This window comes from Niveibacterium microcysteis, from assembly GCF_017161445.1.
Lineage (GTDB): Bacteria > Pseudomonadota > Gammaproteobacteria > Burkholderiales > Rhodocyclaceae > Niveibacterium > Niveibacterium microcysteis.
This window is the reverse complement of record NZ_CP071060.1, coordinates 1,035,137-1,048,450: the sequence shown is the minus strand read 5'-3', so window position 1 is coordinate 1,048,450 and position 13,314 is coordinate 1,035,137. Positions and strand designations below refer to the sequence as shown.

The 13,314-nt window shown below is 66.2% G+C and carries 15 protein-coding genes; 10 read left to right on the top strand and 5 right to left on the bottom strand.

The features are described 5' to 3' along the window. Positions 1–9: 9 nt before the first annotated feature. The 10 genes from JY500_RS04915 (at position 10) to JY500_RS04870 (ending at position 9,731) form a co-directional block, all read left to right on the top strand. On the top strand, positions 10–948 hold the full coding sequence (locus JY500_RS04915) for a respiratory chain complex I subunit 1 family protein (protein WP_172203598.1): 939 nt from the start codon (positions 10–12) through the stop codon (positions 946–948). An 8-nt stretch (positions 949–956) separates the two neighbouring features. Next, positions 957–2,396, top strand: a complete 1,440-nt coding sequence (locus JY500_RS04910; RefSeq protein ID WP_206255244.1) for a hydrogenase 4 subunit D — start codon at positions 957–959, stop codon at positions 2,394–2,396. 9 nt (positions 2,397–2,405) lie between these two features. Then, a complete protein-coding gene (gene hyfE, locus JY500_RS04905) occupies positions 2,406–3,056 on the top strand; it encodes a hydrogenase 4 membrane subunit (protein WP_172203596.1) in 651 nt (216 codons plus the stop codon). Between the two features lie 13 nt (positions 3,057–3,069). Then, entirely contained in the window at positions 3,070–4,632 is a 1,563-nt protein-coding gene (locus tag JY500_RS04900) for a hydrogenase 4 subunit F (RefSeq protein WP_246479793.1), read from the top strand. A 29-nt stretch (positions 4,633–4,661) separates the two neighbouring features. Further along, the gene (locus JY500_RS04895; RefSeq protein ID WP_206255242.1) at positions 4,662–6,374 is read left to right on the top strand and encodes a hydrogenase large subunit; all 1,713 of its coding nucleotides are present in this window, start codon (positions 4,662–4,664) and stop codon (positions 6,372–6,374) included. A gap of 11 nt (positions 6,375–6,385) precedes the next feature. Further along, the gene (gene hyfH / locus JY500_RS04890; protein WP_172203593.1) at positions 6,386–6,922 is read left to right on the top strand and encodes a hydrogenase 4 subunit H; all 537 of its coding nucleotides are present in this window, start codon (positions 6,386–6,388) and stop codon (positions 6,920–6,922) included. Between the two features lies 1 nt (position 6,923). Beyond that, on the top strand, positions 6,924–7,721 hold the full coding sequence (locus tag JY500_RS04885; protein ID WP_206255241.1) for an NADH-quinone oxidoreductase subunit B family protein: 798 nt from the start codon (positions 6,924–6,926) through the stop codon (positions 7,719–7,721). Then, entirely contained in the window at positions 7,718–8,125 is a 408-nt protein-coding gene (locus tag JY500_RS04880; protein WP_206255240.1) for a formate hydrogenlyase maturation HycH family protein, read from the top strand. Before JY500_RS04885 ends, JY500_RS04880 begins: the two co-directional genes overlap by 4 nt. Beyond that, positions 8,118–8,573: a hydrogenase maturation peptidase HycI gene (hycI, locus tag JY500_RS04875; protein WP_206255239.1), complete on the top strand. Its 456-nt coding sequence runs from the start codon at positions 8,118–8,120 to the stop codon at positions 8,571–8,573. Before JY500_RS04880 ends, hycI begins: the two co-directional genes overlap by 8 nt. A 324-nt stretch (positions 8,574–8,897) precedes the next feature. Beyond that, positions 8,898–9,731 carry a formate/nitrite transporter family protein gene (locus tag JY500_RS04870; RefSeq protein WP_172203589.1) on the top strand — a complete coding sequence of 278 codons (834 nt, stop codon included), beginning with the start codon at positions 8,898–8,900 and terminating at the stop codon, positions 9,729–9,731. A 4-nt stretch (positions 9,732–9,735) separates the two neighbouring features. Here the strand turns inward: JY500_RS04870 and JY500_RS04865 are convergent, their stop codons facing one another. From JY500_RS04865 to JY500_RS04845, 5 genes are read right to left on the bottom strand one after another with little or no spacing between them, the layout of a single operon-like run. Beyond that, a complete protein-coding gene (locus tag JY500_RS04865) occupies positions 9,736–10,173 on the bottom strand; it encodes a nuclear transport factor 2 family protein (RefSeq protein WP_206255238.1) in 438 nt (145 codons plus the stop codon). Continuing rightward, positions 10,170–10,943: an SDR family NAD(P)-dependent oxidoreductase gene (locus JY500_RS04860; RefSeq protein ID WP_246479791.1), complete on the bottom strand. Its 774-nt coding sequence runs from the start codon at positions 10,941–10,943 to the stop codon at positions 10,170–10,172. Before JY500_RS04860 ends, JY500_RS04865 begins: the two co-directional genes overlap by 4 nt. Before the next feature lie 9 nt (positions 10,944–10,952). Next, on the bottom strand, positions 10,953–11,477 hold the full coding sequence (locus JY500_RS04855; RefSeq protein WP_206255237.1) for a DUF3833 domain-containing protein: 525 nt from the start codon (positions 11,475–11,477) through the stop codon (positions 10,953–10,955). After that, positions 11,477–12,769 (bottom strand): MFS transporter, encoded by a 1,293-nt coding sequence (locus tag JY500_RS04850; protein ID WP_206255236.1) that lies wholly within the window; start codon positions 12,767–12,769, stop codon positions 11,477–11,479. The genes JY500_RS04855 and JY500_RS04850 overlap by 1 nt, the downstream gene beginning before the upstream one ends. Then, positions 12,766–13,308, bottom strand: a complete 543-nt coding sequence (locus tag JY500_RS04845; protein ID WP_206255235.1) for a chalcone isomerase family protein — start codon at positions 13,306–13,308, stop codon at positions 12,766–12,768. The genes JY500_RS04850 and JY500_RS04845 overlap by 4 nt, the downstream gene beginning before the upstream one ends. Positions 13,309–13,314 lie beyond the last annotated feature (6 nt).

Sequence of the window (13,314 nt, the reverse complement as noted above, 5' to 3'; positions counted from 1 at the left end):
GAGCCCGCCATGCCCAGTTTCGAGTTGCTCTGCCTCGCCGTCCTGCAAGCGCTGGTGCTGCTGGCCATCGCACCGCTGATGACCGGCATTTCGCGGATGATCCGCGCCCGCATGCATTCCCGGCGCGGCCCCGGCGTGCTGCAGGACTATCGTGACATCGTGAAGCTGCTCAAGCGCCAGGATGTCGCCCCAGCCTCCGCCGGTTTCGTATTCCAGGCGACGCCGTATGTGATCCTCGGCGCGATGCTGCTGCTGGCGATGGCTCTGCCGGTGTTCACCCGCCACTCGCCAGTCGGCGCCGCGGCAGACCTGATCACCTTCGCCTACGTCTTCGCGCTCGCCCGCTTCTTCTTCGCACTCTCCGGCCTCGACTCCGGCAGCTCGTTTGCCGGCATCGGTGCGAGCCGTGAGGTGACGATGGGCGTGCTGGTCGAGCCGACCATGATCCTCTCGCTGGTCGTCGTCGCGCTGGTCGAAGGCAGCACCAACCTCGGCAGCATGAGCGCGGCCATCTCCGGCGGCTACCTGCAAGCGCCAATGGCGATCCTGCTGGCGATGGTCGCTTTCGCCTTCACCGTGTTCATCGAGATGGGCAAGCTGCCCTTCGACATGGCCGAGGCGGAACAGGAGTTGCAGGAAGGCCCGCTGACCGAATATTCCGGCGCCTCGCTCGCAGTGCTGAAGCTGGGCCTGGGTCTGAAGAAGATCGTGCTCGCGCAGTTCCTGCTCGGCGTGTTCCTACCCTTCGGCAACCTGGACAGCTTCACCGCCGGCGACATCGCGCTCGCTGTCGTCGCACTGCCGCTGAAGCTGCTGACGATCTTCGTGCTCGCCGGCCTGATCGAGAACAGCATGGCGCGCGGCCGCTTCCTGATGACCTCGCGCGTGACCTGGATCGGCTTCGGGTGCGCGGTGCTGGCCTTTGTCTTCTACCTCACTGGGCTCTGAAACGGATCATGGAGAACCTTGCGCTCACGATCATTCTGTTGCCCTTCCTCGGCGCGATCATCACCGCGCTGAGTCCGCAGCGTTTCGCCAAATGGGTGGCTACTGCTTTCTCGGCACTCGCTGCGACGGCGGTTGTTGCACTCGCGATCGGCTTCGACCAGGCCGGCAAGCTCGCACGCGAAGTCGATCTGCTGTCCTTCGGTCAGGCCTCCCTGATGGGCCTGACGATCGACCGCCTCAGCGTGTTGGTCTGCGTTGCGGTCGTCGTGCTGGGCTTCCTGGTGGTCGCCTACTCCACCGCCTACCTCACCGACGGCAATCGCGAGCACCCGCATGACGGTCGCCCGCGTTACTACGCCTTCCTGCTGCTGTTCATCGGCGCGATGGCGGGCCTGGTGCTCTCCTCCACGCTGGTCGGCCAGCTGGTGTTCTTCGAAATCACCGGCGCCTGCTCCTGGGGGCTGATCGGCTACTACGAGAAGCCGAAGGCACTGAAGTCGGCAATCAAGGCGCTGATCATCACGCACATCGCCGCAATCGGCCTCTACTTCGCGGCCGCATGGCTGTTCGTCGACACCGGCTCCTTCGCGCTCACCGGCCTCGCGCAGCTGAACGACGGCGCCAAGATCGCGGTGTTCCTCGGCATCCTGGTCGCGGCCTGGGGCAAGTCGGCACAACTGCCGCTGCACGCCTGGCTGCCGGATGCGATGGAGGCGCCGACACCAGTGTCGGCCTACCTGCACGCGGCCTCGATGGTGAAGGTGGGCGTCTACCTGTTCGCTCGTGCGCTGTACTCGGCTGGCGCGGTGCCGGAAGTGATCGGCTGGGTCGGCGTAACGATGGCGGTCGTGACCATGGTCTACGGCTTCGCGATGTACCTGCCGCAGCGCGACATGAAACGCCTGCTCGCGTATTCGACGATCTCGCAGCTGTCGCTGATCTTCATGGCGCTGTCGCTGTCGGTGTTCGGCTCCGAACTCGCCTTCAAGGGCGCCGTGGCGCACATCTTCAACCACGCCTTCGCGAAGAGCCTGTTCTTCCTCGTTGCCGGTGCGCTGAGCTACAGCTGCGGCACCCGCATGCTGCCGTCGCTGCGTGGTCTGCTCAAGCACATGCCGCTGCTGGGCATCAGCTTCTGCGTCGCCGCGCTATCGATCACCGGCGTGCCGCCCTTCAACGGCTTCTTCAGCAAGTTCCCGATCTTCACCGCGGGCTTCCAGCTCTCCGCCGCCCACCTGCTGCTGTTGCCGCTGGTGGTGATCGCGCTGATCGAATCGGTCGCGAGCTTCGCATGGTTCCTGCGCTGGTTCGGCGACACGACGCCGGGCGAAGCGTCCGAAGCGGTGGCCACGGCGCAGCCGGTACCGCTGGCGATCCGCTTCGTGCTGGTGACGCTGATCGTGATGTGCGTGGCGTCGAGCTTCATCGCCGCGAGCTGGCTTGGTTAAGGAGTTCCCATGAACGGACCATTGATCGTCAACGCGCTGGCCGGGCTGCTAATCGTCACTTCACTGCTGGTGACGATGGCCGGCAACGCGACCCGCGCAGCCCGCCTCTATGCCGCGCAATCGCTCGTGCTGGTGCTGATCTTCCTGACCCTGGCCTACACCCACGGCGCACACGAGCTGTACTGGTGGGGCCTCTCCGCCTTCGTGACCAAGGTCGTGCTGGTGCCATGGATCATGCTGCGAACGCTCGCCACGCTGCCGGAGAAGGAAGACCTGCCCGGCGTGCTGAGCCCGGCCGTGCTGATCGTCGTGGCGGCCCTGATCGTCGGGCTGTCGTGCTACGCGGTCTCATCGGTACATCTCGCGGTGGTGGACCCGCTCAAGCCGGCGCTGGGCGTGTCGCTCGGCCACTTCCTGCTCGGCCTGGTATGCATCGTCAGCCAGCGCAATCTCCTCAAGCAGGTGTTCGGCTTCTGCCTGATGGAAAACGGCTCGCACCTGACGCTTGCGCTGCTGGCCTGGCGTGCGCCCGAACTGGTCGAGATCGGCATTGCGACCGACGCGGTTTTCGCGGTGCTGATCATGGTGGTGCTGGTGCGCCGCATCCAGCGCTCGATGAACACGCTCGACGTGCGACAACTCACGGCCTTGAAGGGCTGACGACATGACTTCGATGGAACTGCTCCCCGCCCTGCTGCTGGTCCCGCTGGTCGCCTCGGCCCTCGCGTTCGCATCGCGCTGGGCCGGCGCCGCCGCGAAGCCGCTGGTCACGCTGATCCACGCTGCGAGCATGACGGTGCTGCTGCTCGGCACGCTCAGGCTCGCCGGCGAGTTGCTGCTGGTCGACCAGATCACCGCGCTGCACGGCTGGATGCAGGTGGATAGCCTCGGCGCTGTCTTCCTCGGCCTGATCGGCGTGGTGGGGTTCCTGATCGGCCTCTACGCGATCGGTTACATGAACTACGAGCTGGCGCATGGCGCCATCGACGTCGGCCGCCTGTGCAACTTCTACGGCATCTTCAACCTGTTCGTGTTCACGATGCTGCTGGCGGTGACCGCCAACAACGTGATCATGATGTGGGTGGCGGTCGAGGCGACGACGCTGGGTTCGGCCTTCCTGGTCGGCTTCTACGGCAAACGCTCCTCGCTCGAGGCGGCCTGGAAGTACGTGATCATCTGCACCGTCGGCGTAGCCTTCGGCCTGTACGGCGTGGTGCTGGTGTACTCCAACGGCGTCGCGGTGCTGCCGGTCGTGGGCGATGCCTCCAGCTGGACGGCGCTGCTCGCGCAAGCGCAGCTGCTGGACCCGACGCTGGTGAAGCTGGCCTTCGTGTTCGTGCTGATCGGCTTCGGCACCAAGGCCGGCCTGTTCCCGATGCACGCCTGGCTGCCCGACGCGCACTCCGAAGCGCCCAGCCCGATCAGCGCCCTGCTCTCCGCCGTGCTGCTCAACTGCGCAATGCTGATCGTGCTGCGCTTCGGCATGGTCGCCGCAAAAGCCGTCGGCCCCGCATTCCCGCAGACGCTGCTGCTGATCTTCGGCCTGCTGTCAGTGGGCGTCGCCGCGTTCTTCATCGTCGTGCAGCGCGACATCAAGCGTCTGCTTGCTTATTCCAGCGTCGAGAACATGGGCCTGATCGCCTTCGCGTTCGGCCTCGGCGGCCCGCTGGGCATCCTCGCCGGGCTGCTGCACACGATCAACCACAGCCTCGTGAAGGCGCTGATGTTCTGCGGCTCCGGCAACATCCTGATCAAGTACGGCACGCCGTCGATGGATTCGGTGAAGGGTGTGCTGAAGGTAGCGCCGGTCACCGGCGCGCTGTTCATCGCCGGCGCGCTCGCGCTGGGCGGCGTGCCGCCCTTCAACATCTTCATCAGCGAGTTCATGGTCGTCACCGCCGGCCTCGCAGCCGGCCACCCGTGGCTGATCGGTTTGTGTCTGCTGCTGCTGACCATCGTGCTGGCGGGCCTGGTGCGCATGCTCGCCGCCACCGTATTCGGGGCCGCGCCGGAAGGCATTCCGCGTGGCGACACCGGCGCGCTGACGCTGCTGCCGATGGGCGTGCTGCTGGTCGCGATGCTGGTGATGGGGATTCGTGCTCCGGCGCCGGTCAGCCAGTTGCTGGCCCGTGCCGCCGCACAGGTTCAGACAGGCAGCCAGCCGCAGATGGCACAAGTGCAGGCACCCGACGCGGCGGCCACGCCGTCGCCCGACGCTGCGCCAGCGGCCCAATAAGAAGCGCCCCGGGAAAGGAGACCCAGAGCATGTCCGTAGCAGAAGAATCCCGCGTGGGCCGCAACTACATCGCCGGGCTGGCGGAGAAGTTCCCCGCCGCGATGCTGGAGGTTGAATGGCAAACCGCCGACCAGGTCACCGTCACGGTGAAGCCCGACGCCCTGCCAGATGTGGTCGCCTGGCTGTACTACGACCAGGGCGGTTGGCTGTCGGTGCTGTTCGGCAACGACGAGCGCACGCTGAACGGCAACTTTGCGGTCTATTACGTGCTGTCGATGGAACAGGGCGTGAAGTGCTGGGTGGTGGTACGCGTACTGGTGGACCCGGTGGAGCAGGAGTTCCCCTCGGTGACGCCCAAAGTGCCGGCCGCCGTGTGGGGCGAACGCGAAGTGCGCGACATGTACGGCCTGCGCCCGGTCGGCCTGCCCGACCAGCGCCGCCTGGTGCTGCCGGACGACTGGCCCGAAGACCTGCACCCGCTGCGCAAGGACACGATGGGCTACAACCAGCGTCCGGCGCCGACCTCCGACACCGAGACCTACGAGTTCGTCAATGATGGCGGCGAGAGCCGCGTGGTGCCGCTGGGCCCGCTGCACATCACCTCGGACGAGCCGGGCCACTTCCGCCTCTTCGTCGACGGTGAGGACATCGTCGACGCCGACTACCGCATGTTCTACGTGCATCGCGGCATGGAGAAGGTCGCCGAAACCCGCATGGGCTACGACGAGGTGACCTTCCTCGCCGACCGCGTCTGCGGTATCTGCGGTTTCACGCACAGCGTGGCCTACGCCAGCTCGGTGGAGAACGCGCTGGGCATCGAGGTGCCGGCCCGCGCCAAGGCGATCCGCAGCATCTTCCTCGAAGTCGAACGCCTGCACAGCCACCTGCTGAACGTTGGTCTCGCGAGCCACTTCGTCGGCTTCGACACCGGCTTCATGCAGTTCTTCCGTGTACGCGAGAAGGCCATGACGATGGCCGAGTTGCTCACCGGTGCGCGCAAGACCTACGGCATGAACCTGATCGGCGGCGTGCGGCGCGACATCCACAAGGACGAGCGCAACAAGACGCTGAAGCTGATCGCCGAGTTGCGCAGCGAGATCACGCCGCTGGTCGACATGCTGATGGCCACGCCCAACCTGACCCAGCGTACGCAGGGCGTCGGCCGGCTCGACCCGAAGGTGGCGCGCGACTTCAGCCCGGTCGGCCCGGTGGTGCGCGCCAGCGGCTACGCGCGCGACATCCGCATCGATCACCCCTACGCCGCTTACCCCGACCTGCCCTTCGGCCTGCATGTGCTCGACGGCTGCGACGTGCTCTCGCGCGTGCTGATCCGCGTGAAGGAGTTCTACGACTCGCTGGTGATCATCGAACACGCGCTGGCCAACATGCCGGAAGGGCCGATCCTCAACGAAGGGTTCAGCTACCAGCCGCACCGCTTCGCGCTCGGCTACGCCGAGGCGCCGCGCGGCGAGGACATCCACTGGAGCATGATCGGCGACAACCAGAAGTTGTTCCGCTGGCGCTGCCGCGCGCCGACCTACGCGAACTGGCCGCCGCTGCGCTACATGCTGCGCGGGAACACCGTGTCCGACGCGCCGCTGATCGTCGCCAGCATCGACCCCTGTTACTCCTGCACCGACCGCGTCACGCTGGTCGATGTGAACAAGGGCAAATCCACGACCGTGCCGTACAAGGAAATCGAGCGCTACGGTCGCGAACGCAAGAACTCGCCGCTCAAGTAAGGGGCTGATGGATGTTCAAGCTGCTCAAAATCATCCGCAAGGCGGGCGAGGCGACTGAAAAGTACCCGTTCGCACCGATGCCGGTCAGTCCGGGCTTTCGCGGAAAGCCCGAGTTCACCGCCGAGCAGTGCATCGCCTGCGCGGCCTGCGTGGTGGCCTGCCCGCCCAATGCGCTGACGATGCACACCAACACCGAGCGCGGCGAGCGCACCTGGCAGCTCAACCTGGGGCGCTGCATCTTCTGCGGCCGCTGCGAGGAAGTCTGCCCGACCCGCGCGATCGCGCTGTCGCCCGACTTCGAGCTGGCGGTGGGCCGCAAGGAAGACCTGATGCAACGGGCAACGTTTTCGCTGACCCGCTGCGTCGCCTGCGACACGCCCTTCGCGCCGAGCAAGGAGATCGAGTTCACGATGGCGCTGATGGTGCACAGCGGGCTCTCCGAGGCCGAAGCCGAAGCGATGCGCCCGCAGTTCGAGACCTGCCCCGACTGCAAGCGCAAACAGGCGCTGTGCAGCGTCGAGCCGGAAACCTTCGTGAAGCGAGGCTGAGATGAACAAGCCCATCGAATTCGCGCCCCGCAACGCGCAGGGCATGCCGACTCCGATCAGCGAGAGCGAGCACATCGCGCAGTTGAAGCAGACGCTGCTCGGCGACATCAAGCGTTCCGCCTACGTCTATCGCGTCGACTGCGGCGGTTGCAACGGCTGCGAGATCGAGATCTTCTCGGCGATCACGCCGGTCTTCGATGCTGAGCGCTTCGGCATCAAGGTCGTCGCCTCGCCGCGCCATGCCGACATCCTGCTGTTCACCGGCGCAGTCACCCGCTCGATGCGGATGCCAGCGATCCGCGCCTACCGCGCCGCGCCCGATCCGAAGATCGTCGTCTCCTACGGCGCCTGCGGCTGCAGCGGCGGCATCTTCCACGACCTGTACTGCGTCTGGGGCGGCACTGACCAGATCGTCCCGGTCGACGTGTTCATCCCCGGCTGCCCGCCGACCCCGGCTGCGACGATCTACGGCTTCGCGGTCGCGCTCGGGCTGCTCAACCAGAAGCTCAAGGGCAGCCACCATCAGGAAGCCGAGGGCGAAGTCGCGCAGGTGCGGCACCCGGACGTACCGCTGGATCTGCGGGTGCTGATCGAACGCGAGGCGCGCCGCATGGCGGGCTACCTGCACGGCGGACGCATCGCGGATGACTTCATGGGCCTGATGGTCGCTGCGCCGACGCCGGAAGGGTTCGTCGCCCGTGCGCGTGAACACCTCGCGGAGAAAGACGACCCGCGTCTGTCGGAGATCTTTGCCCATCTGCAAAGCACCTGCCTCGGAATCGGCGGAGCGACCGCGTGAGCGGCAAGGTCATCTTCTACCAGCTCGGCCAGAAGTTCCTCGACCGCAAGGAGGACATGCCGGCCGAGGCGAAGCAGGTGGTCTACTACTCGCTCGCGATCGGGCACCATATCGGCGTGATCGACTGCCTCAAGCCGATCCTCGAATGCCCGGCCGACGACTACGCCGCCTGGCTCGCGAAGCTGCCGGAGGGCGCCGCCCGCAGCAAACTCGAAGGCTTGCTCAAATGGGGCGAGATCAACATCGACAGCACGGCTACGCACTTGCTCGCCAGGGCGCTGGACGGCGCCCGCCCGGGCTACAGCGAAACCGAGAACCAGTGGGCGACGCGGCTGATCCAGTCGCTTGCCGATATCGAAGCCGAACCTGCGATCTACCTGATCGCGAAGCACCGCGATGCCTGACCTGATCCTCACCGTCGGCAACAGCATGATGGGCGACGACGGCGTCGGCCCGCTGCTGGCCGAACTGCTCACGAACGCGCCCGCCAGCGGCTGGGCGGCGATCGACGGCGGCTCCGCGCCGGAGAACGTCGCACATCAGGTGCAGGCGCTCGCGCCGCAGACCGTCGTGATCGTGGACGCGGCGGACATGGCGCTCGCCCCCGGCGAGGTGCGCCTGGTCGACGATGCGAACATCGCCGACATGTTCATCATGACCACGCACAACCTGCCGCTCAGCTTCCTGATCGAGCGGCTGCGCGAAACGGTGCCGCAGGTGCTCTTCGTTGGCATCCAGCCCGACATCGTCGCCTTCGGTTTCCCGATGACCGAACCGGTGCGCAACGCCGTCACCACGCTGCACGCGCAGCTTGTCGCCGGCGCAGACCTCACCGCCCTGCCCTGGCTCTGAGCCTCCTCCGGCCCGTCGCCTGACCGCCCGCGCGCGCGCCATGCGACGCGCCAGCGGCCGCCTGCCCTCGCGCTTACCGCCAATCACCGTGGCGGATTGCGGATTTGCGCGCTAAACCTCAACGTGGGCCCAAGCGGAACACAGCGCCGCTTATCGACCCATAGAGCGATTTTTAGATCCGCGCCCTACGCCTGATGGATGTCAAAAACGCTGAACTCAGCGCAAACGCGAGCAAGTCGGACACATAAAGTGCAAGGAAACTGCTTGCGATGACAACGCACGCGGTGTCATTCCCCTGACGACAAAACCAAGGAATCAAGCGAAATGGAACGTCCGATCGTCGAGAAGTCCGCAGCCAGCGGATTGCGCAAATTCTCGCTGCTGAAGGAAGACCCGGGCCGCTACCTGATGCGCGCGGTGCTGGCAGGCATGTACCTGTCCATCGTCGTACTGGTGTATTGGTCGCTGCTCAACAACCTGCACGACACGCCGTTCGGCAAGGTGCTGGCGAGCCTCTTCTTCGGCGTCGGCCTGTCGGTGATCGTGTTCACCAACTCCGAGCTGTTCACCAGCAACAACATGTACCTCGCGGTGTCGTCAGCCGAAGGGAAGACGAGCTGGCCGCAGACGGTCGCCCTGTGGGTGGTCTGCTACCTGGGCAACCTGATCGGGGCCGTGGTGCTCACGGCGCTGCTCTATTTCGCAGGCGTGCTCGACTCGCTGCCACCGGAACATGCGCTGAACCAGGGCGCGGTACACAAGGCCGAGCAGGCTGCGCAAGTGATCTTCTTCAAGGGCATCCTCGCGAACTGGGTGGTCTGCCTCGCGGTGTGGGTCGCACTACAGTTGAAGGAAGACCTCGCGAAGATCGTGGCGATGATCCTCGTCGTGTTCATCTTCCTCTACCTCGGCTTCGAGCACTCGATCGCCAACATGGGCACTTTCTCGATGGCGCTGCTGAGCCACGGCGGGCTGACCTTCGGGCAAGCGGTATACAACCTGATCTTCAGCACACTCGGCAACGTGGTGGGTGGCGCGGTGTTCGTCGGCCTGGCTTACCGCTACCTCAGCCCCGAAGCGATGGATCAGGCGGAAGCCGCCGAAGCCGCGCGCGAACTGCCCCCGCCGCGCAAGGCCCCGAAGGCCGCCGCGCACTGAGGCATCAGGCCTGCGGCGTCGCCAGCCGGCGCCGCAGAAAACGCATCAAGGCGCCCAGCACCGGCAGCTGGGCATACAACTCCTCAGCCGCATCCCAGTAGTCGCGGTGCATCGTGACCAGCCCCTGCGCATCGAAGCACAGGTGGCTCGCACCGCGAATCACGCGCTCCGCGGACTCGCCGCGGAAGCGCAGGTGGAACTCCCAAGTCAGCATCGCCGCGCCCTCCGCCGGGAATCTTCCCGTCACGATGAACCGCGGCACATCCACCTGCTCGAACATGTGCCGGAACACGCGGGCAATTGCCGCGCGTCCGACCACCTCGTTGAACGGGTCCTTGAAGCTCGCTTCCGTGGCATAGCGCGCGGCGAGCGCGTCCACGCTGTCCAGCGTCAGCCTCTCGTAGGCATCAACCAGCGCGTCGAGCGCTGACTGGGTGCTCATGCGCCAGTCGCGCGCCGCACCGCACGCAGGTAGAGCCATTCAGGGAGCAAGCGCAGGAACTTGAGCAGCAGGGTGAACCTGCGCGGGAAGTGAATCTCGAAGCGGCCGCGGGCGATGCCGCGAAGGATCGCATCGGCCGCCTCGGCCGCAGTGATCAGTGCCGGCATGCGGAACTTGTTCTGCGCGGTGAGCGGTGTTTCGACGAATCCCGGGTTCACCAGAAAGACGCTCACGCCGCGCGGCGCGAGGTCCATGTAGAGCGACTCGGCGAAGTTGATCACGCCGGCCTTCGATGCCCCGTAGGCCAGCGCCTTGGGCAAGCCGCGGTAGCCGGCGACACTGCCAACAATCACGATGGCGCCTTCGCCCTGTTGCAGCAGTTGCGGCGCGATGGCCGCAACGCCGTTGATGACGCCCATAAGGTTGATCTCGATCGTCGTGCGTGCGCCTTCGACGGTGAGGTCCCACGCATGCATCGGCGTGTAGGTGCCGGCATTGAAGACGACCACGTCGATGCCACCCCACAGGTCGAGCAGCTGCAACACCGCGGGCAGCAAGGTGGCATGTTCGGCCACATCGAGTGGTATCGCGATGCTGCCGGGGAAACGAGCGGCGAAGACGCGCAAACGCTCCGCGCGCCGGGCCGACAGCGCAAGATGAGCGCCCTGCTCCGCAAGCGATTCCGCTAGGGCTGCGCCGATTCCCGTCGAAGCACCGACGATCCACACACGCTTGCCGCGCCAGTCACGAATCGGCTGATTCATCGCCATGTGTACCTGCTAACGCTTGCGAAAGCTCAGCGTCACCTGCCCGAGCTCGACACCAAACTTGGTCATGAAGGACCGGTTCAGCATCGTCTTGTCATCCATCAGGAACATCCAGTCGTCGAAGGCGACGTGATAGACGCTGCCATCCACCGGCAAGGCCATCGTATAGCGCCAGCGAAGGGCGTTGCCCTGCGCCTCACCGATCGCCTCACCCACCACATCGTCAGCACGGCCAGTGTATCGGCCGTCCGCCAGCTTTGTCACGGTCCACACGCGGCGTTGCGTGCTGCCATCCGAGTATTCGAAGTGTTCGTCGAGCGTACCGACCTCGCCGCGCCACTGCGCGGCTATCGTCACCTTAAAGCGCTTCGCCACCTTGCCGGAACGGTCCTGAAACACACCCCACGCGTCGACGGTACCGTCGAAGTAGTGCGCCAGATCGAGCTGCGGTTTCTCGTTGCGGTAGTCCGCGATATCGACGCTGGAACAGCCGCCAAGCACCAGCGCCGTCATGGCCGCGATCAGCCAAGTCTTCATCAGGAAGCTCCTTCAGGTTCCACATGCTTTCGAAGCCGCCACAAGAGCGCAGCGGCGGCGCATTTCAGCGCGATCGGCAACACGGCATACACCGCGGCCAGCGCGAGCAAGGCACCCGCGTCGCGTGCGCCCGGGCGGTAACCAAGCCAATCGAGCAAGGGCAGCGCGACGCCCGCAGCGAGCGCGAGATTGAGTTTGGTGACGAGGTTCCACCAGCCGAAGTAGATGCCACCCGCCGCGGCGCGCGCCGGGCGTGCCAGCAGATCGGCCAGCAGCGCGGGCGGAAACGTGATGTCCGCACCCAGCGCGATGCCGGACATCACGCAGATCACGAGGAAGGCGATCACATCGCCCTCACCCAGCGTCACCGCCCAGCCGAACGCCAGTACCGCGAGCAACATTGACGCAAACCAGGCTGGCACCTTGCCGATGCGCGTAGCGAGGCGGACCCAGAACGGCAGGATCAGCGCGCCGCTGACAAAGTAGGTGGCGAGGAACAGCCCCGACAAGCGCTCGCGCGCCAGCACGTCCGCCACAAAGAACAGGAACAGCGTTGCCGGAATTGCCGCCGCGATACCGTTGAGGGCGAAGATCGCCATCAGAGCGCGCACCGGTCGGTCCCGCAACGGCGCAATCGCCTGCTCAAAGCGGCCGACGGTGCCGGGCGCATGCAGCTGCGCGCGCGGCAAGGGTGCGAAGCGTGCGCTGAGCAACGCGGCCAGGCCAAGCAGCGGAATGAACACCCACAGCAGCCGCACGAGCCCCTGCGCCTGATCTGGCGCAAGCAGTTCGGGCAGCGCCGACGCCAGCACCACGCCCAGCAGCGCACAGCCTTCGCGCGCAGCAGTCAAGCGCGTGCGCTCGCCGGCATCGCAGCCAGCCTCTGCCCCCCAGGCCGCGTAGTTCACGCTGGCCAGTGAGTAGCCGGCATACGCCACCACGAGCATCGCGGCGAGCCAGGTCAGCCCTGCCCCTGAAGGCGGTCGCAGCAAGCCGACCATGCCCAGCGCCAGCACCGGCAGCGCCAGCAAGGTGAGCCTGCGCCGCGCCTGCAGGCGATCGCTCCAAAGCCCCAGCAGCGGATCTGCCACCGCATCGCCCAGCCGCGCCGCCAGCAGCACCGCCCCGACCGCACCGAGCGACAGGCCAAGCGTGTCCGCGTAGAGCTTCGGCACATGCACATACATCGGCAATGCCGCGAAGGCGAGTGGCACCGCCAGCGCGCCGTACGCCAACAGACGTGCGAGCGACGCCGGCGCGCCTGCCGCAACGCGCGCGATGCCAAGCGTCATAACGCGCTGCCAAGCAAGCGGGAGCGCAACTCCGGCGCGCGGGTGCGCGGGTCAAGCCAGATGCCGAAGAACGCCCGCGCAAAGGCCGGATCGCGCACCTCGCCGGTAAGCTGGCCGCGGTGGTAGAAGGCCGCGCCGCGATCGGGCCAGTGCACGCCCACGATCACATCGCCCTTGCGCACATCGGGAAACACGCGCGCCAGTTCGGCACGCCAGCGCTCCAACGTCGCTTCGTCACGCATGCCCAGTCGGCGCATTTCTTCCACGCTGGTATCAACCAGGCGTTCGGCCGAGAAATCGCGCGCGTAGGTCAGCGCCAGCGCGTAAGGCGAGGCGCCTCGGAAGCTGGGCCCCGCCGTCCATAACTGCGCGTCGTACAGGCGCAGGCCGAACCAGGTCATCTCTCCGGCGCCAAGCGGCCGCCACTCGCTCGTCTGGCTGCGCAGCGCCTCGGGCAAGGCGCGCGCGCCTTCGTTGGCCGCGAGCGGCAAGCCCAGGCTCACAGCCAGCAGGATCAGGAAGCAGCGGATGGCGCGCATGATCCG

Excerpts from the sequence above, each read along its gene's own strand:
- JY500_RS04915 (WP_172203598.1), top strand. The coding sequence starts at position 10 with ATGCCCAGTTTCGAGTTGCTCTGCCTCGCCGTCCTGCAAGCGCTGGTG.
- JY500_RS04910 (WP_206255244.1), top strand. The coding sequence starts at position 957 with ATGGAGAACCTTGCGCTCACGATCATTCTGTTGCCCTTCCTCGGCGCG.
- hyfE (WP_172203596.1), top strand. The coding sequence starts at position 2,406 with ATGAACGGACCATTGATCGTCAACGCGCTGGCCGGGCTGCTAATCGTC.
- JY500_RS04900 (WP_246479793.1), top strand. The coding sequence starts at position 3,070 with ATGGAACTGCTCCCCGCCCTGCTGCTGGTCCCGCTGGTCGCCTCGGCC.
- JY500_RS04895 (WP_206255242.1), top strand. The coding sequence starts at position 4,662 with ATGTCCGTAGCAGAAGAATCCCGCGTGGGCCGCAACTACATCGCCGGG.
- hyfH (WP_172203593.1), top strand. The coding sequence starts at position 6,386 with ATGTTCAAGCTGCTCAAAATCATCCGCAAGGCGGGCGAGGCGACTGAA.
- JY500_RS04885 (WP_206255241.1), top strand. The coding sequence starts at position 6,924 with ATGAACAAGCCCATCGAATTCGCGCCCCGCAACGCGCAGGGCATGCCG.
- hycI (WP_206255239.1), top strand. The coding sequence starts at position 8,118 with ATGCCTGACCTGATCCTCACCGTCGGCAACAGCATGATGGGCGACGAC.
- JY500_RS04870 (WP_172203589.1), top strand. The coding sequence starts at position 8,898 with ATGGAACGTCCGATCGTCGAGAAGTCCGCAGCCAGCGGATTGCGCAAA.
- JY500_RS04865 (WP_206255238.1), bottom strand. The coding sequence starts at position 10,173 with ATGAGCACCCAGTCAGCGCTCGACGCGCTGGTTGATGCCTACGAGAGG.
- JY500_RS04860 (WP_246479791.1), bottom strand. The coding sequence starts at position 10,943 with ATGGCGATGAATCAGCCGATTCGTGACTGGCGCGGCAAGCGTGTGTGG.
- JY500_RS04855 (WP_206255237.1), bottom strand. The coding sequence starts at position 11,477 with ATGAAGACTTGGCTGATCGCGGCCATGACGGCGCTGGTGCTTGGCGGC.
- JY500_RS04850 (WP_206255236.1), bottom strand. The coding sequence starts at position 12,769 with ATGACGCTTGGCATCGCGCGCGTTGCGGCAGGCGCGCCGGCGTCGCTC.
- JY500_RS04845 (WP_206255235.1), bottom strand. The coding sequence starts at position 13,308 with ATGCGCGCCATCCGCTGCTTCCTGATCCTGCTGGCTGTGAGCCTGGGC.